Genomic DNA, 20,150 nt, shown 5'->3' with positions numbered 1-20,150 from the left:
GACAACTCTCGACAAGGCAGTTTGCGCGGATGCGCCGCAGCCCCTATGTGTAGGCCTCACGCCTGAAATCCCGAACGGACGCTGCATTTCTCGAGGACGAACATGACGCAATTCAAAGGCTCCATCACGGCTCTCGTGACCCCATTCAAGGACGGGGCCGTGGATGAGGCGGCGTTCCGTGGCTTCATCAACTGGCAGATCGAGAACGGCAGCCACGGCGTCGTTCCGGTCGGCACCACGGGGGAGAGCCCGACGCTCAGCCACAAGGAGCACGAGCGGGTCGTTCAGATCTGCGTCGAGGAGGTGAGGGGCCGGGTGCCGGTCATCGCCGGGGCCGGGTCCAACAGCACGGAGGAGGCCGTCGGATTCTCCAGGCACGCCGAACAGGTCGGCGCCGACGCCGTCCTGATCGTGACGCCGTATTACAACAAGCCAACCCAGGAAGGGCTCTATCAGCACTTCAAGGCGATCAACGATGCCATCGGCATCCCGATCATCATCTACAACATTCCCGCCCGGTCGGTGGTCGATATGTCCGTGGACACGATGGCACGGCTCTTCGAGCTGAAGAACATCGTCGGCGTCAAGGACGCGACCGCGAACATCGCCCGCGTCAGCCAGCAGCGGCAGGCAATGGGTCCGGATTTCATCCAGCTCTCCGGCGAGGACGGCACCGCTCTCGGCTTCATGGCGCACGGGGGGCACGGCTGCATCTCCGTGACCGCCAATGTGGCGCCGGGCCTCTGTGCCGAGATGCAGTCTGCCTGCCTCCAGGGCGACTTCGCAGCGGCTCTGAAGATCCAGGATCGGCTCATGCCCCTGCACGAGTCCATGTTCATCGAAACCAACCCTTCACCCGTGAAATATGCCGCCTCCGTGCTCGGACTGATGGACGACACCGTGCGCCTGCCCATGCTGCCCGTGTCGGAGACCACCAAGAAGAAAGTGCGCGCGGCCATGGTGAATGCGGGCCTGATCAACGCGTGAGACCATGAAAAGCGATCCGAAAAACGCCCATCGCATCGTTGCCGACAACCGGAAGGCGCGGTTCAACTACGAGATCGTGGACACCTACGAGGCCGGAATCGCCCTGACCGGAACGGAGGTGAAATCCCTGCGCCAGGGCAAGGCCACGATCGGCGAAGCCTATGCCGGTCCGTCCGGGGAGGAGTTCTTTCTCTTCAACGCCTATATTCCGGAATATCTCCAAGCCAACCGCTTCAACCACGAGACACGCCGGCCCCGGCGCCTTCTCCTGCACAAGCGCCAGATCAACAAGCTGATCGGCGCCACCCAGCGCGAGGGGTTCACGGTCATTCCCCTCAAGGTCTATTTCAACGACCGCGGAAGGGCGAAGGTCGAGCTCGGTCTCGGACGCGGCAAGAAGCTGCATGACAAACGCGAGACGGAGAAGGAACGCTCCTGGAACCGCGAGAAGGCACGCCTGATGCGCGACAAAGGCTGATCCGCCAGGGTCGGTCTATCCCCGCGCCCTCAAGGCGTTCTCGACCAGTGTCGCGGCGGCCTCGCCCGCGGTCTCCATGTAGGATGGGTCCCGGTGAAGGAGGACCACGGCGAAGGATCCGTCCAGCAGCAGGACGATCTTTCGCGCGAGGGATATCGCATCAGCCACGCCCTCGGCCTCGAAGGTGGCGCGCAGCCAATCCTCGAACTTCTTCTTGTGCGCAGCGCCGATCTTCATGGCCGGGTGGCCGGGCATGTTGGCAAGCTCCGCCGACGTTCTGAGAAATCCACACCCCTTCCATTTCGGGTGGCGCGCCGAGCGGGCCAGATTCAGGAAGATGGCCTGCACTTTCGCGGGCAGGCCACCGTCCCGCTCCGCGAACCACCGTTTGAACAGGGTGAGATTGGGCTGGTCGCGGGCCTCGAGATAGGCCGTCACCAAATCATCCTTGCTCTCGAAATGGTAATAGAGCGTGCGCTTCGTAACGCCGGCCTTCTCGGCGACGGCGTCCATGCTCACGCTCCGGATTCCTTCGTCGTAGAACAGCTTGATCGCGGCCGAGACGATGCGTTCCCGGGTCGGGATCTCAGGGATGGGTTTCGCCGCCATCGGGCCTCCATGTATACCGACCAGTGAGTATACACGATCCGCGTTCTCGCCATACCCTCTCCCAACCATCCCATGGCTGAAAGAGAGCTGGAAAATGTCAGAAACCGTGATCCTGGACATCAAGGACCGCATTGCCTGGTTGACCCTGAACCGCCCCCATAAGCTCAATGCCTTGAACTACGAGACCATCGATTGGCTTCTCGAGCTTCTCGACGAGATCGAGATCGCCGCCGACGTGCGGGTGGTCATCCTCACAGGTGCCGGGCGCGCCTTTTCAGCGGGCGGCGACATCCCCGAATTCTCACGGAGCGTCGGAAAGGGAGCGTCGACGGCCTTGCGCGATTTCGTACGGCGCGGGCAGACGCTGACGGCGCGCCTCGAGGCATTTCCGAAGCCGGTCATCGCTGCCGTCAACGGGCTTGCCTATGGCGGCGGCTGCGAGATCACGGAGGCGGTGCATCTCGCCGTCGCGAGCGAGAAAGCACTCTTCGCCAAGCCTGAAATCGCGCTCGGCATGCCTCCCACCTTCGGTGGCACCCAGCGGCTGCCTCGGCTCGCCGGGCGCAAGCGCGCCCTCGAGCTTCTGCTGACCGGCGATGCATTCCCGCCGGAGCGGGCGCTGGAACTCGGCTTGATCAATGCGATCGTGCCGCACGAGGCGCTTCTTCCGGCAGCCCAGGCCTTGGCGGAGCGCATCATGCGCCATTCGGCCTCGGCGACCCGCAGCATCATCACTGCCGTCAGCCGGGGACTGAACATGGGGATCGGCGAAGGTCTTCACGTGGAAAGCGAGCAGTTCGCCGCGCTGGTTCCAACCCACGACCTGAAGGAGGGTCTCGCAGCCTGGATGGACCGCCGCACGCCCGTCTATGCCGGACGGTGATCTTGCGAGCCGGCGGAGCTCATGACCGCTCCGCCGCCGCAGCTGACATTCGGGGGAATCTATCTCTGGCGGAGCCGTGTCCGCTCAGATCTCGAAATCGTCGTCCGAGGCCTGCCGGATGCCGTAGCGGCGCTCGAGCCCGCCATTCTGCGGCGGCTGGTGCCGCGCGGGACGCTCCGGACGTTCGGCGCGCTCGCCATTTTCGCCGGACGCCCGCTGCGGGCGATCAGTCGGGTCACGGCCGATTTTCGACGCAAGCTGGGAGAGGTCGAGAAATTCGTCGGCCTGGCGGCGCAGCTCGTCAGCGACCATCGGCGGCTGCGTCGTAACGGTCGAGACGACCGAGACCCGCACGCCCCGGCGCTGCATGGCCTCGACAAGGGAACGGAAGTCGCCGTCGCCGGAGAACAGCACCATGTGATCGATATACGGAGCGAGTTCGAGCGCATCGATGGCGAGCTCGATATCCATATTGCCCTTGACCTTCCGGCGCCCGGCGGAATCGACGAATTCCTTCGTCGGCTTCGTCACCACCCGATAGCCATTATAGTCAAGCCAGTCGATCAGCGGGCGAATGGAAGAATACTCTTGGTCTTCCACCAGTGCAGTATAGTAAAAAGCACGAATAAGCGTGCCTCGGCTTTGAAACTCTTTGAGCAGCCGCTTATAATCGATATCGAAGCCAAGGGTTTTTGTCGTAGCGTAAAGATTGGCTCCGTCAATGAAGAGCGCGATCCGTTGCTGGCCTGCCATTCCTAATCTCTTGCTTGATCCGGCTGGGCCCGTCAAAACAACTTGCTTAACAAAGCGACATCAAATTTTTCGCGTCTTAAATACAATCACGCGACTTATTTGCGACGTGCCTGGAAACAGGCTGTTTTAAAAACCCATCAGACGAGTAAAAACGAAAACAGTAATAGTAAAGCCACGTGGCATCTTCATGTCAAGTTAATGCTCTAAAAAAGCCTTATTTCCCGACAAGCTATCAGTCACTTATTATGTTGTTATGTTACGACTGCCTGGCTTGACCGCCGGCAGGGCGGCGAGTTCTGGCGGCAGCTTGTCTGCCGGATAGGCCGGAATGTCGAGTTGGATCAGGGAGACCAGGGGTACGCCGAGGTCCGCCTTGCCTCCGGAGCGGTCGATGAGGCAGGCCGCACCGAGAAGATGGCCCGGATGCTCGCGGAGCGCCGCCAGGCACTCCCGCGAGGACAGGCCCGTCGTGACGATGTCCTCCACCATGGCGACCCGCGCTCCCTCCGGGATCGTGAAGCCCCGCCGCAGGGCGAAGACGCCGTTCTCCCGCTCGACGAAGATGGCTTTGCAGCCCAGGTGCCGGGCGGTCTCGTAGCCGGGAACGATGCCTCCGATGGCGGGCGAGACCACATAGTCGACAGGCCCATAGACATCCCTGATCCGCTGCGCCAGGGCGCGGCAGACACGTTCCGTGCGGGCGGGATCCTGGAAAACGAACATCTTCTGCAGGAAGACCGGGCTGTGCAGGCCGGACGAGAGAATGAAGTGGCCTTCCAGGAGCGCGCCGGCGGAACGGAATTCGTCGAGAACGTCGTCGGGGGTCATGCCTGTCTCTCCTGCGTTGCCGCTGTTTGGCAGGCACATGGGCGGGACGCAAGGGGGAGCATGCCCCATCGCGCGAGCTTCCAGCAAAGAGTTACGGCATGATGCGATCACTGAGGGCGACGAAGGACCCGCATGCGGAGAGAATGCCGAGCGCAGCGATCGCGAACGCCCAGTCCCGACGGCCGAAACCCGGCGCGTCCATCACCGTGCGCGGCCCGTCCGGCGCGAGGCCGCGCGCTTCCATGGCGATGGCGGCGCGGCCGGCCCGGCGGATCGCGAAGGCGAGGAGCGGGATCACCAGGCTGAGGAGCTCGAAGGGTCCAGGGATCCGGCGGGGCGCGCGGCCGGACCTCATGGCACGGGCGATGCGCATCTGCTGCGCCTCCATGGCGAGATCGGGCACGAGCTGCATCGCCGCGAACAGGGAATAGCCGATCCGTGCGGGCAGCTTCCAGGACATCATCATCGCCCTGACCGCCGTGTTCGGATCGGACGTGAGGGCGAAGAACACGGAGATCATCCCGCAGGCGATCGCGCGCAGGAGCAGCGTCAGTCCGGCGGAAAAGGCAGGGGTGGAGAAGAGGGATTCGCCAGCCACTTGCAGCGCGAAATCGCTTTCCTTGTGGAAGAGCAGGGATGTGGTCAGAAAGCCGAATCCGAACAGGGCGAACGGAACCGTCAGGGCCAGCAGGAGAAGCGGGGAGGTGCGATTCAGAAGCACGAGCGCCAGTGCCGGCACCAGGATGCAGGCGGCTTGAAAGCGTGTATCGAAGACCAGCATGGCCGCGACGAGCCACACGGCGCAGACGACGAGCTTGGTGATCGGGTTGACCGCCCTCAGCATGACGGAACCTGGCTCAACCACCGGCGGGCCGGTGCGCAGGATGGTTCCGCCAGTCCCGCGCGGGTCAGGAGTTCGGAATCGAACAGCAGCGACTCTGGCGACCCGTCCGCCATGATGCGGCCCTGCCCGACGATGACACAGCGCGTGCACAGGCTGAGCGCGAAATCCATGTCGTGCGTGATGACCGCGACCGCGCGGCCTCCCCGTTGGAGGGAGACGATTTCATCCATGAGCACCGCCACGCCGTGAGCGTCGAGGCCTGCGGTGGGTTCGTCGAGGACAAGGAACGGCCACCGGTCGCCGACTGTGAGCGTGGCCAGGACCAGACGCCGCTTCTGGCCTTGCGAGAGCGTGAACGGGTGACGAAGGTCCAGACCTGCAAGTCCCCAGTCGCCGAGCGCCTCGGACACCCGGCGGCGCTTTTCGCTCTGTTCCATATGGCGTGGCAGGACGCCCGCAATCTCATCGTGGACCGTGCCGGCCACAAACTGGTTCTCGGGGCGCTGGAACGCGAGTGCGCCCGGTGCGCCATGCCTTGTTCCGCCCTTGAGAGGGACGAGGCCCGCCAAGCACGCGCCGAGCGTGGACTTGCCGGCGCCGTTCGCCCCGAGGATCCCGAGAATCTCGCCCTCGTGGATCGACAGGTCGACGTCACGCAGAACGACAGGGCCGAGAAAGGGCGCGCAGGCGGCAGCCCCCAACCGGGCGAGAGGCGGTTCATCGCCTCTGTCCGATGGCGCAGCCGGAGCCAGACAGGTTTCGAGGAAAGCGCGAACCACAGGTTCGGCCTTTGCGATCTCTCCCGCCGGGGCCGACGCAGGATCGAGATGCGCGAGCGCCTCCGCAACAGAGAGAGGCGGGACCGTTGGAGCGACGCCTGCCTCCGCAAGCGCGGCGTCGAGCGCGCTGGACGGTGGGCACCAGATGCCGAGGGAGTTCAGCAGTGCGCGCTTCTCGCGGAACAGTGTGCGGGGCTCGCCCTCCGAGACGACAGTGCCGTCCGGGCCGAGGACGACGACCCGGTCGATCGATGCGATCAATCCGTCCAGCCTGTGATCGACGATCAGGATGCTGTGGCCGCCATCCATCTGCATCAGCAGATCGTGCAGGCGGCTCGCGGCCAGAGGCGCCAGATGCGCCGTCGGTTCGTCCGCGACGAGAAAGGGCGCATTCTGCACGAGCGTCGCGGCGAGCGCGACGAGCTGGCGCTCGCCCCCCGACAAGGTCGAGGTCCTGCGCCGGCGCCAGGCATCCGGCAGGCCGACCCGCTCCATCGCGAACCGGACGGATTCCGCGATCAGGGGAGGCGGCAGGGCGCGGTTTTCGAGCGCGAAGGCAATCTCGTCCTCGACGCGCATCCCACACAGGGTCTGGTCCGCGTCCTGGAAATACTGGGCGACGTCAATCGCCCAGGCCCAGGGCTCGCGGTCCGAGGCCGGCAGCCCGAAGAGACTGACCTGTCCGCCGATCTCGGCGGGGATGCTGCGCGGAATCAGGCCTGTCAGGGTCAGCAGCAGGGTCGATTTGCCGGATCCGGAGGGCCCGAGCAGCAGGAGCCGTTCCCCCGGCCGGATCTCGATATCGACAGGTCCGACCGCATCCCGCTTCTCGAAGGGGTAACGGACCGAGGTCCGCTGCCAATGCGCGACCGCATTCTCAGGCAAGCGCGGCTCGCTTGTCGTTGTCGATGGCGAGGCCTGCGAGGGCCCCGGTTTTGTACAGAGCTTCGACGATCAGGTGGCCAAGCCAGCCGCCGAGCACGGCGCCGCTCACGCACCGCAGGGCGAACATGGCGACGAGCACGCCGGGCTGCAGGGCGCCATAATTGAAGCGGACCCAGGTATAGGCGAACGAGAAGATCGCAGCACCGACGCCCGCCGCCATCAGGACCGGCAGTGAGTAATTGCGCCACCGGGTGGCCGCGAAGACCGCTTCCGCCCCAGCGCCCTGGATTGCGCCCGACAGGACGAGGATCAGGCCGCCCGGACTGCCGAGGAGAATCTCCACGCCGGCTGCAAGGACCTCGGCCGCGAAGGCCACGCCCGGCTTGCGGACGATGGCGGCGGCAACGATGGAGGCAACGAACCAGAACCCCATCACCACGTCCATGGTGAGGGAGCCGAACACCGCCTGGGCGACCAACCAGACCTGGACCCAGCCGATATAGAGCACGGCGAAGACGGCGCCGAGCACGGTGACGATGAGAGTTTCCTTGAGAGTCCAGCCTTGGTGAGCAGACATGAATACGATCCCGCAATGTGGAGGGCGAAAGACAGGCAGCGCTTACGCGGCGGTCGGGCTGTTGGCCGAGACCTTGATGTCGAGGGCGACATGCCCTTCCGGCGCGCCGAAACGCAGGAAGGCTTCGCTCAACGTCGCGAAGACCTGGCCCGCATCTCCGCGCAGCTTGGTGCAGAAATTCTTCGACCTGTCGAAGACACCGGACTGCTTGAGGAAATCGATGCAGCCGTAGATCTCGTCCATGTGATGACCGCTGCCGAGCGGATAGAGCGAGAACTGTGCAGCAACCGTCCGACCGGTCCTCGGTGCCGTCTGCACATTGTCTATGGCCGAAGAGATACGCTCGGAGAGGGGCCGGTCATGGCCGGATCCTGCGATCGGCGTGCAGATCGGATCGTCCGGCTCTCCGGGACAGCCGCGCGACACCGTCGCCGCGAGAACGCAATGCGTTCCGGTGCCTGCCGCCGCGACGAAGAGATCGCGCATGGCGGGAAAGAGTTGGTCGGGAGGGCCGACGAGCAGGGTAGAGATGTCGTCAGTCTCGATCCTGAAGGCGGGCCGGTACGGCTCGAGCGCGCCGATGGCATCGAGAATGACGCGGACGAAATCGTCCGTCATGGGGTAGAGGGAAATCTGTGCGCCGGAAAACATGGTCGCCTCGCTCCGCTGGTATTACCCAGATCAGCTTGAGGGTCCGTCGGCTTCGCGCCGCCATCTCAGCCCCGGCAATACGGAGCACCCCTGTCGAAGTGCGGGAGCTTTAGCACCTTTCCTTGGGGAAATGCAATTCCCACGTCTTTCCGGGAGAGGATCGCGCCCAAGGTCAATTGGGAGCCGCGAAGCGGAGCCCGGAAGCCATAGCCGCTACCGGTACAGGGCAGAGCACAGTGGCGGCGGCTGCGATTTTCCTTTGAGGCGCAGCGTTTATGGGTTCCGGGCCGCCTGCGGCGCCCCGGAATGACGGTGTCCGGTTCCCCGTAGAGAGATTACGCCCGCCGCGACGCGTCCACGAACGCATCGAAGACCCGGTGGCCTTGGTGGTCGGCGGCCATCGCCTCGGGATGCCACTGCAGGCCGATGGCGAAGCGGTAAGCAGGAATCTCGATGGCTTCGATGACGCCGTCGGGAGCGTGAACGCTGGCGATGGCCTTGTCGGAGACCTCGACCACAGCCTCCCGATGGAAGGTGTTCACATCGAGTCGGTCGGTGCCGAGGATGCGCGCAAGTGCCGTGCCGGGCGCGACATTCGCCGTGTGCACGAGATCGTCGCCGTCGTGCGGGATGATGTCGGGTCGCGTGGCGCGGATGTCGGACACCATGCGGCAGCCATGGAGGCAGGCCAGCATCTGCATGCCATTGCAGATTCCGAGCACGGGCTTGTCGCGTTCGAGAAAGGCTTCCATCAGGGCCTGGTCGACGGCGAGACGGTCGGAGAGGGGGAACTGCGAGGCATCGCCATCGACGTACCAGCCCGTCGGAAAGTTGATACGCCCTCCGACGCTGATGAAGCCGTCGAATTCGTCCGCCACCGGCGAGACCAGATCCGCCACGTAAGGAATGCCGAAGGGCAGGCCGCCCGCGCGTGCGACGGCATTGAAATAGCCCTTCGCCATGTCGTAGCGGGTTCCGCCCGCGCTGGTGTTCTCGCCAAGGATGATGGCGATGCGAGGCTTCGATGTCATGGTGTCCTATCCGTTGACCCGATCGACGCGGCTGACCACCGGCTTGGCGCGCAGTTCCGCGATGATGGCGTTGAGATGTTTCAGGTCCCACACGGCGAGATCGATGGTGATGTCCGTGAAGTCCTGCGTGCGGCGCTTCATGGCCACGTTGTCGATGTTGCCGTCGTGGTCCGCGATCACCTGGGTGATCTGGGCAAGCGAACCCGGTTCATTGATCGACTGTAGCTTGATGCGGGCGGGAAAGCGCTGCGGATCGTCAGGCTCCACGTCCCAGCGCACGTCGATCCAGCGGTCGGGCTCGTTGTCGAAAGCCGCCAGGGACGGCGACTGGATCGGATAGATCGTGACACCCTCGCCCGGCGTCATGATGCCGACGATCCGGTCGCCCGGCACAGCGCCGCCTTCCGGAGCGAAGCGCACCGGCATGTCGGCATTGAGGCCGCGGATCGGAATCGCGCTCGTGCCCTGCTCGCCCGGGCCCTTCGCCGTGCCGTTGGGCTTCTTCTCGCCCTGCGCGGGGGCGCCATCCGCCCCGGCCGTGCGCCGTTCCTCCTTGTAGTCGGGATAGACGGCCCGGACCACGTCGCCGGAGAACATCTCGCCCCGGCCGACGGCCGAGAGGACATCCTCGATGGAGATCCGTGCGAGGCGGGGAAGGGCGCCTTTCAGCTTCTCATCGGAGAAGGCGCGGCGCGCCCGCTCGAAGGCGCGTTCCAGGATCTGCCGGCCGAGTCCTGTATATTGCTGGCGCACGGCGGCGCGGGTCGCGCGGCGAATCGAGGCGCGGGCCTTGCCGGTCACGACGAGGGATTCCCACGCGGCCGGCGGGGATTGGCCCGCGGCGCGGACGATCTCGACCTCGTCGCCGTTCTGGAGTTCGGTGAGCAGGGGTGCCATCCGACCGTTGATCTTGCAGCCCACCGCCGTATTGCCGACATCGGTATGGACCGCGTAGGCGAAATCGATCGGCGTGGCCCCGCGGGGCAGGGCGATCAGGCGCCCCTTCGGCGTGAAGCAGAAGACCTGGTCGTGGAACAGCTCGAGCTTGGTGTGCTCGAGGAACTCCTCCGGCGTATCGCCCTCGGCCAGGAGGTCGATGGTCCGGCGCAGCCATTGGTAGGCGCGGCTCTCGTTGGCGAGGCGGGAATTGTCGTTGACGCCTTCCTTGTAGAGGGCATGGGCGGCGATGCCGTATTCCGCGACCTCATCCATGGACTGGGTGCGGATCTGAAGTTCGACCCGCTGGCTCCCGGGGCCGATCACGGTGGTGTGGATCGAGCGGTAGTCGTTCTGCTTCGGGGTGGAGATGTAGTCCTTGTAGCGCCCGGGAACCATCGGCCAGCTGGTATGCACGACCCCGAGCGCCCTGTAGCACTCGTCGACCGTGCCGACGATGACCCTGAAGCCGAAGATGTCGGAGAGCTGTTCGAACGAAACCGATTTGCGCTCCATCTTGCGCCAGATCGAATAGGGTCGCTTCTGGCGGCCCGTGACCGTCGCGTGGATCCCCTGCGCTTCCAGCTTCGCGGTGAGGTCGCGCTCGATCTCGTCGACCAGCTTCTCGCTCTTGGCCGTCACTTCGCGCAGATGGCGGCAGATCGCCTCGTAGGCCTCGGGGTCCAGATTGTGGAAGGCCAGGTCCTCCAGTTCCTCGCGCATTTCCTGGATACCCATGCGCCCGGCGAGCGGAGCGTAGATGTCCAGGGTCTCCTCGGCGATGCGCTTGCGCTTCTCCGGCGGCATGAACTGGAGAGTCCGCATGTTGTGGAGCCGGTCCGCGAGCTTGACGAGAAGCACCCGAACATCGTCGGCGATGGCGAGCAGCAGCTTGCGAAAGTTCTCGCCCTGGGCAGCCTGCTTGGAGACCAGATCGAGCCGCTTGAGCTTGGTCAACCCGTCGACGAGGGCGCCGATCTGCGGCCCGAACGCCTTGTTGATCTCCTCCAGGGTGGCCTGGGTATCCTCCACCGTATCGTGGAGAACGGCGGCGGCGATCGTGGCGTCGTCGAGTTTGAGATCCGTGAGAATCGCAGCCACCTCAAGGGGATGGCCGAAAAACAGGTCGCCTGAAGCCCGCTTCTGGTTGCCATGAGCCATCATGGCATACACGTAAGCGCGGTTGAGAAGCGCCTCATCGGCCGAGGGGTTGTAGCGCTTGACCCTCTCGACAAGTTCGTATTGGCGCATCATCCGGCGGCCATCTCCTTCCCGTATCCGTGTAGCTGGCTGAAGTTAAAAGGATATTGTGGAAGGCCGGACAACCGCAAGGTTTCTCCGGGGCCAAATGTGCCGCGCATGAAAAAAGCCCGACCGCGAGGCCGGGCTTTCTTAGGCAGTTCCATGGAAACGAGGCTTACTCGCGCTCGTCGTCGTCCGCGCTGCTGCTCGGGGGGACGAGGCCCTCGAGGCCACGGAGCAGGTCTTCCTCGCTCATGCGGTCGAACTGTACATCGGTGTCATTGTCGCTGCGGGCGGTCGCCGTCGCGGCAGCGGCGGTGTTGCCCAGGAGCGGCACGGTCTCGGCTTCCGGCTCGTCCACCTCAACGTATTTCTGCATCGAGTGGATGAGCTGCTCCTTCAGATCGTCCGGAGCGATGGTCTCGTCCGCGATTTCGCGGAGAGCCACGACAGGGTTTTTGTCGCGGTCGCGGTCGACCGTGAGCGGCGAACCCGAGGAAATCAGGCGGGCGCGATGGCTGGCCAGCAGCACGAGCTCAAACCGGTTGTCGACCTTGTCGATGCAATCTTCGACGGTCACACGAGCCATGAAGAGGCTCCTTCTCAAGGTTTGGGAAAATCGGAAGAGGCTCCCGTTACACCGGATAGCTCAAGAAAACAAGGGAGTTGTCGATCCCTTGACCTAGTGCGGGGCCGCACACCCGACGTCGCCCGCAATGGTTACGCTACGTTATCCTCAAGGCTTGGCGGTATCATGACGCGCGCGCTCGGATACGTGGTCCTGACATTTCTTTTCCTATGGACGGCCCTGTGGTCGTGGGCGAACTTCACCGAATCCGGCCGGATCGTCGTCTGCTTGGACGACGGCGGACGGTGGAGCTATGAACAGCGCAAGTGCGAGGGGGCGCGGTCTCCACCTTGACTTGCCCGCCTCCGGGTGCGAGTCCCGCCCGGTTTCTTTGGAATAAAGGCAGTTCTCGCATGAAGCGCGCATTCATCTTCCCGGGCCAGGGGAGCCAGTCGGTCGGGATGGGCAAGGCTCTGGCGGACGCCTTCCCTCGGGCCCGGGCTGTTTTCGACGAGGTGGACGACGCGCTCTCGCAGAAGCTCTCCACCCTCATCTGGGAGGGTCCGGCGGACGAACTCACGCTCACGGCCAATACCCAGCCCGCCCTGATGGCGATGAGCCTCGCGACGATCCGGGTGCTGGAGGCCGAGGCCGGTCTCGATCTGAAAACCCATGCGGCCTTCGTTGCCGGCCATTCCCTTGGCGAGTATTCGGCCCTTGCGGCGGCGGGAAGCCTGTCCATCGCCGATACGGCCCGCCTCCTGCGGATCCGCGGCAACGCCATGCAGGGCGCGGTCCCGGTCGGACAGGGGGCCATGGCCGCGCTCCTGGGGCTGGAATACGATGCGGCCCTGGAGGTTGCCCGAGAGGCGGCTCAGGGAGAGGTCTGCGATGCGGCCAACGACAACGGCGGCGCCCAGGTGGTCGTCTCCGGCCACAAGGCGGCCGTGGAGCGGGCGGTCGCCATCGCGCAGGGCAAGGGCGCCAAGCGGGCGGTGATGCTGAACGTCTCCGCGCCCTTCCACAGCGCTCTCATGGCCCCGGCCGCCGAGGCGATGCGGGAGGCGCTCGCCGAGGTGCCGGTCAAGGCGCCCGTGGTACCCCTCGTCGCCAACGTCACGGCCGCTCCGGTCACCGACCCGGCCGCCATCCGCGATGGCCTCGTCCGGCAGGTGACGGGCACAGTCCGCTGGCGCGAAAGCGTCGCCTTCATGGCGGCAGAGGGCGTCGACTCGTTCTATGAAATCGGCGCGGGCAAGGTTCTGACCGGGCTCGTGAAGCGCATTGCGCCCGGAGCCACTGGCACGGCCGTCGGCACGCCCGATGACGTGTCGGCCTTCAAAGCGTCTCTGCAGGGATAAAGGAGAGCCCATGTTCGATCTGACCGGCCGCAAGGCCCTCGTCACCGGCGCCACGGGCGGCATCGGCGGCGCTATCGCCCGCGCGCTGCACGCCCAGGGCGCTACCGTTGCCCTGTCGGGCACCCGGCGCGGCACTCTCGACGAACTCGCCTCCGCTCTGGGGAGCCGGGTGCATGTGGTCGAGGCGAACCTGTCCGACAAGGACTCGGTCGAAGCCCTTGTTCCTGCAGCGGAATCGGCCATGGACGGTCTCGACATCCTGGTCAACAACGCCGGCGTGACCCGCGATAACCTGTTCCTGCGCATGAAGGACGAGGAGTGGGACACGGTGATCGCGGTCAACCTCACCGCGGCCTTCCGGCTCTCCCGCGCCGCGGTGAAGGGCATGATGCGCCGCCGCTACGGGCGGATCGTCAATATTGGCTCGGTGGTGGGCTCCACGGGCAATCCAGGACAGGGCAACTATGCCGCTTCCAAGGCAGGCCTGATCGGCATGACCAAGGCGCTGGCTGCCGAGGTGGCGAGCCGCAATATTACGGTGAACTGCGTGGCGCCGGGCTTCATCGAATCTCCCATGACCGATGCCCTGAACGACAAGCAGAAAGAGACCATCCTGGCGACGATTCCCATGGGCCGGCTCGGCCAGGGGGATGAAATCGCCTCCTCCGTCGTCTATCTCTCGTCCTCGGAAGCCGGCTACGTGACGGGCCACACGCTGCACGTCAACGGCGGAATGGCCATGTTCTAGAGGCCGTTAGGGCCCGAGGCGGAATCTGTTCGTGAGCGTGGGCGTACCCCTCGCCAGAGACGATAAGCTTGTGTTAATCATGAGCTCGTTCGGCTCGGAGGGGTTGACCGACGCTGAAAAATGCGGCTTTCCACGGCATAAGGCAGTCGTTTCGGCGTTACCAGCTGAGCAGCTGATCTGAGTTTCATTTTCAATCCGCCCAGTTCCTGAGGCGGCAGCCACTGAGGAAAAAACGATGAGTGACGTCGCTGATCGCGTGAAGAAGATCGTTGTCGAGCACCTGGGCGTCGACGCCGAGAAGGTGACCGACAATGCCAACTTCATCGACGACCTGGGCGCCGACAGCCTTGATACCGTCGAGCTCGTCATGGCGTTCGAGGAAGAGTTCAACGTCGAGATCCCGGACGACGCGGCGGAGACCATCGTGACGGTCGGCGACGCCATCCGCTTCCTCGAGAAGAATGCGGCCTGACAAGGCTGTCGGGCGTCGGGCGATTCCGTCCGACGCCCCTTTTTTGTTCAAGGGGCAGGAGACGGTATGAGGCGCGTTGTCATCACAGGTCTTGGCATGGTCACGCCGCTCGGATGCGGCGTCGAGACGACATGGTCTCGGATCCTGAAGGGTGAGAGCGGCGCCAACAGGATCGAAGGTTTCCAGATCGACGATCTCGCCTGTCAGATCGCCTGCCAGATCCCGACCGGCGACGGCTCCGACGGTACCTTCAACGCGGACCAATGGATGGAGCCGAAGGAGCAGCGCAAGGTCGATCCCTTCATCGTCTATGCCATGTCCGCGGCGACCCAGGCCCTTAATGATGCAGGCTGGAAGCCGACCTCCTACGAGGATCAATGCGCCACCGGCGTCCTGATCGGCTCCGGCATCGGCGGCATCGGCGGCATCTACGAGGCGTCCGCGACCCTCATCGAGCGCGGGCCCCGCCGCATCTCGCCCTTCTTCATTCCCGGCCGCCTCATCAACCTCGCCGGCGGCTACGTTTCCATCGCCCATGGGCTGAAAGGCCCGAACAACGCCGTGGTCACGGCGTGTTCCACGGGATCGCACGCCATCGGCGACGCGGCGCGGCTGATCGGACTTGGCGACGCGGACGTGATGGTGGCGGGCGGCACCGAATCCCCCATCAACCGCCTGTCGATTGCCGGATTCGCGGCATGCCGGGCGCTGTCCACGGGCTTCAACGACGATCCGACCCGGGCCTCCCGCCCGTACGACAAGGACCGCGACGGCTTCGTCATGGGCGAGGGCGCCGGCGTCGTCGTGCTGGAGGAGTACGAGCACGCCAAGGCGCGGGGCGCCAAGATCTACGCCGAGGTGATCGGCTACGGCCTGTCCGGCGACGCCTATCACATCACGTCCCCGTCGGAGGATGGCGACGGCGCCTATCGCTGTATGAGCGCCGCCATCAAGCGCGCCGGCATCTCGGCTTCCGAGATCGATTACATCAATGCCCACGGCACCTCGACCCCGCTCGGTGACGAACTGGAGCTGAAGGCGGTGGAGCGGATCGTCGGCAACGCGGCGGGCAAGCTTGCCATGTCGTCGACCAAGTCGGCCGTCGGCCATCTCCTCGGGGCAGCCGGCGCCGTCGAGGCGATCTTCTCGGTCCTCGCGATGCGGGACGGGGTCGTTCCCCCGACCCTCAACCTCGACAATCCGTCCGTCGAGACGGCCATTGACCTGGTGCCCCACACAGCGAAGAAGAAGGAGGTCAACGTGGCTCTTTCGAATTCCTTCGGCTTCGGTGGGACCAACGCCTCCCTGGTCTTCCGTCGCGCGGCATGATCTGCGCGGCGGCGCGTTACGGCTTTTCGCCATAATCCCCATTAGGGTGTTCTGCGGACCGGAATCCCGCCGGCAGGCACCAGAAAAGCGACGTGATGTTCGGCAGAAAAAAGCAAGCTCCTCCTCCGGCTGATACGGCGTCCCAGGACACCCAGCAGCCGCGCGTCGCGCCCCGCTCCCCGAGCGAGGCCATCAAGCCGATGACGGCACCGCCGCCACCGCCGAGGCTTCGCCGTAAGCGCGGCGGGATGTTGTCCGTGTTCAGCGGATTGCTCACCCTCTTCATTGCCGTCGCCCTCGCAGCGATCTTCGGGTTCGGCGTGATGCAGCGTGAGATCACGGCCAGGGGCCCGCTCCAGAACGACAAGATCGTCGTCATCCCCAAGAATACGGGCACCAACGAGATCGCCGACATCCTCAAGCAGGAGGGGGTCATCAACCAGCCTCTGCTGTTCGAGGTCTACGCCCTGATCAACCGGCAGCGCGGCCAACTCAAGGCAGGAGAGTTCCAGTTCAAGGCGGGAACCAGCATCGAGGAGGCCATCGATACCCTCGTCCAGGGCAAGGCCATCCTCCATTCCGTTACGGTTCCGGAAGGGCTGACGAGCCAGCAGATCGTCGCGCGTCTTTACGAGAACGACATCCTGTCGGGCGACGTGCTCGAAACCCCCCGTGAGGGCACGCTGCTTCCGGATACCTACAAGTTCGAGCGCGGCACGACCCGTCAGCAGATCATCAACTCCATGCAGGCGGCGCATCGCCAGGCATTGACCCAGATCTGGCAGCGCCGTTCGCCGGAGCTTCCGGTCAAGACGCCCCAGGAACTCGTCATTCTTGCGTCAATCGTCGAGAAGGAAACCGGACGCGCCGACGAACGTCCCCGCGTCGCCGGAGTCTTCATCAACCGCCTCATGAAGCGCATGAAGCTGCAATCGGACCCGACCATCGTGTATGGCCTCGTCGGCGGCAAAGGCACGCTCGGGCGCGGCATCATGAGGAGCGAGATCGAAACCGCGACGCCCTACAACACCTATATCGTCGAAGGGCTGCCACCGGGGCCGATCGCCAATCCCGGCCGCGCCGCCCTCGAGGCCGTGGCCAATCCCTCGCGCACGAAGGATCTCTATTTCGTCGCCGACGGATCGGGCGGGCACGCCTTCGCCGAGAGTTACGACCAGCATCAGCGCAATGTCGCCCGCTGGCGGCAGTTCGAGAAGACGCGGGCGACGCCGGATGCGGACGTGGACCGCGTCGAGCCCGACGCGGACATGCGCGGTTCGATTTCCCCGCCCGGGACGGGTGCGCCCGACGGCAAGCGCAGCAAGGCCTTCGATGCCAGCGAGGGGACCGAGAAGGATCCGCTCAAGAACAAGACCTTCGACCTGAACTCCGCGAAGACGGTTCCTGTCCTGAACCAGCCGTAAGGGGCTTGGTGCTTGTGGCGTGGCGCGCCGGCGACTATGGTCGCGCCAACTTTCAAACGCGCCCGAGGTTTACCGCATGTCCATTGCGAGCATGACCGGCTTCGCCCGTGAAGCCGGCATCACAGGTCCCTATCAGTGGGCCTGGGAGATCAAGACCGTGAACGGTCGGGGGCTCGAAGTAAGGGTGCGGACGCCGGTGGGTCTCGACGCTATTGGCGAAGAGGCACGCAGCCAGATCCTCAAGGCTCTGACCCGCGGCCAGGGCCAGCTCAATCTGAGCCTTACGCGGGCCTCTTCCGCCGCAAAGCTGCGCGTCAACCAGGATGCGCTGCAATCGCTCCTCGCGGCGATCGGCGATCTCTCGCTGCCGGAGACGGTCAAGCCGGCCTCACTCGATGGCCTGCTCGGGGTCCGCGGCGTTGTCGAGGTCGACGAGGGTGTTTCCGATCCAGCGCAGGATTCCACGCTCCTGCCGGCGCTCAAGGCGGCGGTGACAGGCCTGATTGCATCCCTGAAGGCGGCGCGGCTCCAGGAAGGCCAGGCTCTTTCGGGAGTGTTGCTGCAGCAGCTCGACCTGATCTCCAGCCTTGTCGATCAGGCCGAGGCGGCCCCGGCCCGCCAGCCGGATGCGATCCGCGCCAGACTGGAAGCCCAGGTGGCGCAGATCCTCGAAGCCGGGTCGGCGCTGGATCCGGCACGGCTGCACCAGGAGGCGGTCCTCATCGCCGCCCGCGCGGATATCCGGGAAGAGCTCGACAGGCTTCGTGCCCATGTGGAGGCCGCCCGTGGCCTGCTTTCCGAGGGAGGAGCGGTGGGACGGCGGCTCGACTTTCTGGCGCAGGAATTCGGTCGTGAAGCGAACACGCTCTGCGCCAAGGCGAACGATGTCTCCCTGTCGCGGATCGGGCTTGATTTGAAGGCTGTGATCGAGCAGTTCCGCGAGCAGGTTCAGAACGTGGAGTGACGGAGTTGAATGTGGTGGAACTCAAGCGGCGCGGCCTCCTGCTGATCCTGTCCTCTCCGTCCGGCGCCGGAAAGTCGACCCTGACCCGCAATCTCGTGCGCGAGGACAGGGGAATCCGCCTGTCCATTTCCGTCACCACGCGTGCCAAGCGTCCGTCCGAGATCAATGGCGTCCACTATCACTTCATCGATGGCATCGCCGATTTCGAGGAGATGCGGGACCGGGGCGACCTGCTCGAATGGGCACAGGTGCACGGCAACTATTACGGGACTCCGCGCAAGCCCGTGGAGCAGGCTCTCGCCCGTGGCGAAGACGTGATGTTCGATATCGACTGGCAGGGCACGAAGCAGATCGTCGAGAAGATGCGCTCCGATGTCGTCAGTGTCTTCATCCTCCCGCCTTCCATGGCCGAGTTGAAGGCGCGACTGGAGCGCCGGGCGGAGGACACCCCCGAGGTGATCGCGCGGCGCTTGCGCAATGCCCGCGACGAGATCGCCCAATGGGCTTCCTACGACTACGTTCTCGTCAACGACGACCTCGATCGCACCTTCAGCGACCTGAAGTCGATCCTCGCGGCCGAACGCCTGCGCCGGGAGCGGCAGACGGAGCTGGGGAGCTTCATCGACTCCATTCTCTCCGAGCCGGTCGAGTAGGGTGGGACGGCCTTATATCAGAGCGAGGGCGTTCCGGCGCTTGTGGCGGGCGACGGCGTGTCCGATCAGGACGTCCATCAGTTCCCCCTGTGGCAGGCCGCCCGCTTCCCAGAGCTTCGGATACATGCTGATGGCCGTGAAGCCTGGCAGGGTGTTCACCTCGTTGACGAACAGGCTCTCCTCCTGCCGCGGATCGACGAAGAAGTCGACGCGGGCCAGTCCTTCGCAGCCCAGGACCCTGAAGGTCTCGATGGCGAGATCCTGAATTCGGCCGACCTGTTCCGAACGCAGTTCCGCCGGAATGCGCAGGAGTGCGCCGTCCGCATCGATGTACTTGGCATCGTAACTGTAGAAGCCATGGCTGCCGGCCGGAACGATTTCGCCGAGCGGAGAGGCGCGGACCTCTCCCGAGGCGTCCTCCAGGACCGAGCACTCGATTTCCCGGGCTCCGGTGACGCTGCGCTCCACGAGGACCCGGCTGTCATAGCGGAAGGCCTGCTCGCAGGCCTTGTCGAATTCTTGCGCGGAGGTCGCGCGCGAAACGCCGATGGAGGAGCCCATATTGGCAGGCTTGATGAACAGATCGGGCGTGCCGAGCGCCTCGGCTGCTGCTCGGTAATCGACGGGCTGCCCCGTCGTCACGGTCAGGAACGGGACGACCGGCAGGCCGGCATCGCGCAGAAGGCGCTTGGCGACATCCTTGTCCATGGCGGCGGCGGAGCCCAGGACGCCGGAGCCGACGAAAGGAACGTTTGCCAGCTCCAGCAAGCCCTGGACCGTCCCGTCCTCGCCGTTCGGTCCGTGGAGGACCGGAATCACGGCATCGAGGTGCAGGGAGTGCGGGTGCGATCCGCTGCCGAGGACGATCATCTCGCCGGCGCCCCCGGGAAGCAGGGCAACCTGAGGGGCGTCTTCCGGAATCTCCAGGGATTGCGCGCCTCTGCCTGCGCCGTTGCCGGAATCGCAGAGCAACCAGCGCCCGTTCCGGCCGATCCCGATCGGCACGGCGTCGTAACGGTCCGGATCGAGAGCCCGAAGGATATTGGCCGCCGACAGCTTCGAGACCTCATGCTCCGCCGAGCGACCGCCGAACAGAAGCCCGATCCTCTTGCGCGGCTGCATCATTCCCGTCCCCCTGACGCGAGCTG

21 protein-coding genes and 1 riboswitch are annotated in these 20,150 nt (G+C 64.9%); of the genes, 10 read left to right on the top strand and 11 right to left on the bottom strand.

From position 1 onward, the window contains the following. The first annotated feature begins 102 nt into the window (after window positions 1-102). Window positions 103-987, top strand: coding sequence for a 4-hydroxy-tetrahydrodipicolinate synthase (gene dapA, locus AC522E_RS12140; protein WP_500746525.1), 885 nt, complete (start codon window positions 103-105; stop codon window positions 985-987). Between the two features lie 4 nt (window positions 988-991). After that, complete coding sequence (smpB, locus tag AC522E_RS12135; RefSeq protein ID WP_500746524.1) at window positions 992-1,465, top strand: SsrA-binding protein SmpB; 474 nt, start codon at window positions 992-994, stop codon at window positions 1,463-1,465. Window positions 1,466-1,480: 15 nt separating this feature from the next. Here smpB and AC522E_RS12130 read toward each other — a convergent pair whose 3' ends face one another. Continuing rightward, entirely contained in the window at window positions 1,481-2,074 is a 594-nt protein-coding gene (locus tag AC522E_RS12130) for a TetR/AcrR family transcriptional regulator (protein ID WP_500746523.1), read from the bottom strand. 94 nt (window positions 2,075-2,168) lie between these two features. On the opposite strand from AC522E_RS12130, the gene AC522E_RS12125 reads away from it, so the two are divergent. Beyond that, window positions 2,169-2,957, top strand: coding sequence for a crotonase/enoyl-CoA hydratase family protein (locus AC522E_RS12125; RefSeq protein ID WP_500746522.1), 789 nt, complete (start codon window positions 2,169-2,171; stop codon window positions 2,955-2,957). Window positions 2,958-3,041: 84 nt separating this feature from the next. Here AC522E_RS12125 and AC522E_RS12120 read toward each other — a convergent pair whose 3' ends face one another. The 9 genes from AC522E_RS12120 to rpoZ form a co-directional block, all read right to left on the bottom strand. Further along, complete coding sequence (locus tag AC522E_RS12120; RefSeq protein WP_500746521.1) at window positions 3,042-3,710, bottom strand: LabA-like NYN domain-containing protein; 669 nt, start codon at window positions 3,708-3,710, stop codon at window positions 3,042-3,044. Window positions 3,711-3,953: 243 nt separating this feature from the next. After that, complete coding sequence (gene pyrE, locus AC522E_RS12115; RefSeq protein WP_500746520.1) at window positions 3,954-4,538, bottom strand: orotate phosphoribosyltransferase; 585 nt, start codon at window positions 4,536-4,538, stop codon at window positions 3,954-3,956. Window positions 4,539-4,629: 91 nt separating this feature from the next. After that, on the bottom strand, window positions 4,630-5,382 hold the full coding sequence (locus tag AC522E_RS12110; RefSeq protein WP_500746519.1) for an energy-coupling factor transporter transmembrane component T family protein: 753 nt from the start codon (window positions 5,380-5,382) through the stop codon (window positions 4,630-4,632). Continuing rightward, on the bottom strand, window positions 5,376-7,046 hold the full coding sequence (locus AC522E_RS12105) for an ABC transporter ATP-binding protein (RefSeq protein ID WP_500746518.1): 1,671 nt from the start codon (window positions 7,044-7,046) through the stop codon (window positions 5,376-5,378). The genes AC522E_RS12110 and AC522E_RS12105 overlap by 7 nt, the downstream gene beginning before the upstream one ends. Next, the gene (locus AC522E_RS12100; RefSeq protein WP_500746517.1) at window positions 7,039-7,623 is read right to left on the bottom strand and encodes an ECF transporter S component; all 585 of its coding nucleotides are present in this window, start codon (window positions 7,621-7,623) and stop codon (window positions 7,039-7,041) included. Before AC522E_RS12100 ends, AC522E_RS12105 begins: the two co-directional genes overlap by 8 nt. Before the next feature lie 42 nt (window positions 7,624-7,665). Continuing rightward, window positions 7,666-8,274 carry a YkoF family thiamine/hydroxymethylpyrimidine-binding protein gene (locus AC522E_RS12095; protein ID WP_500746516.1) on the bottom strand — a complete coding sequence of 203 codons (609 nt, stop codon included), beginning with the start codon at window positions 8,272-8,274 and terminating at the stop codon, window positions 7,666-7,668. Continuing rightward, a riboswitch (TPP riboswitch) is annotated at window positions 8,265-8,376 on the bottom strand. Its footprint overlaps the gene before it by 10 nt. A gap of 233 nt (window positions 8,377-8,609) precedes the next feature. Beyond that, window positions 8,610-9,305 carry a gamma-glutamyl-gamma-aminobutyrate hydrolase family protein gene (locus AC522E_RS12090; protein WP_500746515.1) on the bottom strand — a complete coding sequence of 232 codons (696 nt, stop codon included), beginning with the start codon at window positions 9,303-9,305 and terminating at the stop codon, window positions 8,610-8,612. A gap of 6 nt (window positions 9,306-9,311) precedes the next feature. Beyond that, window positions 9,312-11,495 carry a RelA/SpoT family protein gene (locus AC522E_RS12085; protein WP_500746514.1) on the bottom strand — a complete coding sequence of 728 codons (2,184 nt, stop codon included), beginning with the start codon at window positions 11,493-11,495 and terminating at the stop codon, window positions 9,312-9,314. A 163-nt stretch (window positions 11,496-11,658) separates the two neighbouring features. Then, window positions 11,659-12,072, bottom strand: coding sequence for a DNA-directed RNA polymerase subunit omega (rpoZ, locus tag AC522E_RS12080; RefSeq protein ID WP_500746513.1), 414 nt, complete (start codon window positions 12,070-12,072; stop codon window positions 11,659-11,661). A gap of 392 nt (window positions 12,073-12,464) precedes the next feature. Here rpoZ and fabD point away from each other — a divergent pair, with 392 nt between their 5' ends. The 7 genes from fabD (at window position 12,465) to gmk (ending at window position 19,002) form a co-directional block, all read left to right on the top strand. Then, entirely contained in the window at window positions 12,465-13,412 is a 948-nt protein-coding gene (fabD, locus tag AC522E_RS12075) for an ACP S-malonyltransferase (RefSeq protein ID WP_500746512.1), read from the top strand. Window positions 13,413-13,422: 10 nt separating this feature from the next. Beyond that, a complete protein-coding gene (gene fabG / locus AC522E_RS12070) occupies window positions 13,423-14,160 on the top strand; it encodes a 3-oxoacyl-[acyl-carrier-protein] reductase (RefSeq protein ID WP_500746511.1) in 738 nt (245 codons plus the stop codon). Window positions 14,161-14,395: 235 nt separating this feature from the next. Further along, window positions 14,396-14,632 (top strand): acyl carrier protein, encoded by a 237-nt coding sequence (locus AC522E_RS12065; protein ID WP_109597860.1) that lies wholly within the window; start codon window positions 14,396-14,398, stop codon window positions 14,630-14,632. Between the two features lie 66 nt (window positions 14,633-14,698). Continuing rightward, window positions 14,699-15,961: a beta-ketoacyl-ACP synthase II gene (fabF, locus tag AC522E_RS12060; RefSeq protein WP_500746510.1), complete on the top strand. Its 1,263-nt coding sequence runs from the start codon at window positions 14,699-14,701 to the stop codon at window positions 15,959-15,961. A gap of 95 nt (window positions 15,962-16,056) precedes the next feature. Beyond that, window positions 16,057-17,385 (top strand): endolytic transglycosylase MltG, encoded by a 1,329-nt coding sequence (gene mltG, locus AC522E_RS12055; protein WP_500746509.1) that lies wholly within the window; start codon window positions 16,057-16,059, stop codon window positions 17,383-17,385. 76 nt (window positions 17,386-17,461) lie between these two features. Continuing rightward, window positions 17,462-18,349, top strand: a complete 888-nt coding sequence (locus AC522E_RS12050) for a YicC/YloC family endoribonuclease (protein WP_500746508.1) — start codon at window positions 17,462-17,464, stop codon at window positions 18,347-18,349. Then, window positions 18,346-19,002 (top strand): guanylate kinase, encoded by a 657-nt coding sequence (gmk, locus tag AC522E_RS12045; protein ID WP_500746507.1) that lies wholly within the window; start codon window positions 18,346-18,348, stop codon window positions 19,000-19,002. The genes AC522E_RS12050 and gmk overlap by 4 nt, the downstream gene beginning before the upstream one ends. A gap of 12 nt (window positions 19,003-19,014) precedes the next feature. Here gmk and AC522E_RS12040 read toward each other — a convergent pair whose 3' ends face one another. Beyond that, window positions 19,015-20,127 carry a D-alanine--D-alanine ligase family protein gene (locus tag AC522E_RS12040; RefSeq protein WP_500746506.1) on the bottom strand — a complete coding sequence of 371 codons (1,113 nt, stop codon included), beginning with the start codon at window positions 20,125-20,127 and terminating at the stop codon, window positions 19,015-19,017. Window positions 20,128-20,150 lie beyond the last annotated feature (23 nt).

The sequence above is a fragment of the Microvirga sp. BF8 genome (assembly GCF_059888585.1).
This window is presented reverse-complemented; position numbering and strand designations above follow the sequence as displayed.

What these genes read in the sequence shown, in the direction of transcription:
- dapA (WP_500746525.1), top strand. Translation starts at nt 103, where the DNA reads ATGACGCAATTCAAAGGCTCCATCACGGCTCTCGTGACCCCATTCAAG.
- smpB (WP_500746524.1), top strand. Translation starts at nt 992, where the DNA reads ATGAAAAGCGATCCGAAAAACGCCCATCGCATCGTTGCCGACAACCGG.
- AC522E_RS12130 (WP_500746523.1), bottom strand. Translation starts at nt 2,074, where the DNA reads ATGGCGGCGAAACCCATCCCTGAGATCCCGACCCGGGAACGCATCGTC.
- AC522E_RS12125 (WP_500746522.1), top strand. Translation starts at nt 2,169, where the DNA reads ATGTCAGAAACCGTGATCCTGGACATCAAGGACCGCATTGCCTGGTTG.
- AC522E_RS12120 (WP_500746521.1), bottom strand. Translation starts at nt 3,710, where the DNA reads ATGGCAGGCCAGCAACGGATCGCGCTCTTCATTGACGGAGCCAATCTT.
- pyrE (WP_500746520.1), bottom strand. Translation starts at nt 4,538, where the DNA reads ATGACCCCCGACGACGTTCTCGACGAATTCCGTTCCGCCGGCGCGCTC.
- AC522E_RS12110 (WP_500746519.1), bottom strand. Translation starts at nt 5,382, where the DNA reads ATGCTGAGGGCGGTCAACCCGATCACCAAGCTCGTCGTCTGCGCCGTG.
- AC522E_RS12100 (WP_500746517.1), bottom strand. Translation starts at nt 7,623, where the DNA reads ATGTCTGCTCACCAAGGCTGGACTCTCAAGGAAACTCTCATCGTCACC.
- AC522E_RS12095 (WP_500746516.1), bottom strand. Translation starts at nt 8,274, where the DNA reads ATGTTTTCCGGCGCACAGATTTCCCTCTACCCCATGACGGACGATTTC.
- AC522E_RS12090 (WP_500746515.1), bottom strand. Translation starts at nt 9,305, where the DNA reads ATGACATCGAAGCCTCGCATCGCCATCATCCTTGGCGAGAACACCAGC.
- AC522E_RS12085 (WP_500746514.1), bottom strand. Translation starts at nt 11,495, where the DNA reads ATGATGCGCCAATACGAACTTGTCGAGAGGGTCAAGCGCTACAACCCC.
- rpoZ (WP_500746513.1), bottom strand. Translation starts at nt 12,072, where the DNA reads ATGGCTCGTGTGACCGTCGAAGATTGCATCGACAAGGTCGACAACCGG.
- fabD (WP_500746512.1), top strand. Translation starts at nt 12,465, where the DNA reads ATGAAGCGCGCATTCATCTTCCCGGGCCAGGGGAGCCAGTCGGTCGGG.
- fabG (WP_500746511.1), top strand. Translation starts at nt 13,423, where the DNA reads ATGTTCGATCTGACCGGCCGCAAGGCCCTCGTCACCGGCGCCACGGGC.
- AC522E_RS12065 (WP_109597860.1), top strand. Translation starts at nt 14,396, where the DNA reads ATGAGTGACGTCGCTGATCGCGTGAAGAAGATCGTTGTCGAGCACCTG.
- fabF (WP_500746510.1), top strand. Translation starts at nt 14,699, where the DNA reads ATGAGGCGCGTTGTCATCACAGGTCTTGGCATGGTCACGCCGCTCGGA.
- mltG (WP_500746509.1), top strand. Translation starts at nt 16,057, where the DNA reads ATGTTCGGCAGAAAAAAGCAAGCTCCTCCTCCGGCTGATACGGCGTCC.
- AC522E_RS12050 (WP_500746508.1), top strand. Translation starts at nt 17,462, where the DNA reads ATGTCCATTGCGAGCATGACCGGCTTCGCCCGTGAAGCCGGCATCACA.
- AC522E_RS12040 (WP_500746506.1), bottom strand. Translation starts at nt 20,127, where the DNA reads ATGATGCAGCCGCGCAAGAGGATCGGGCTTCTGTTCGGCGGTCGCTCG.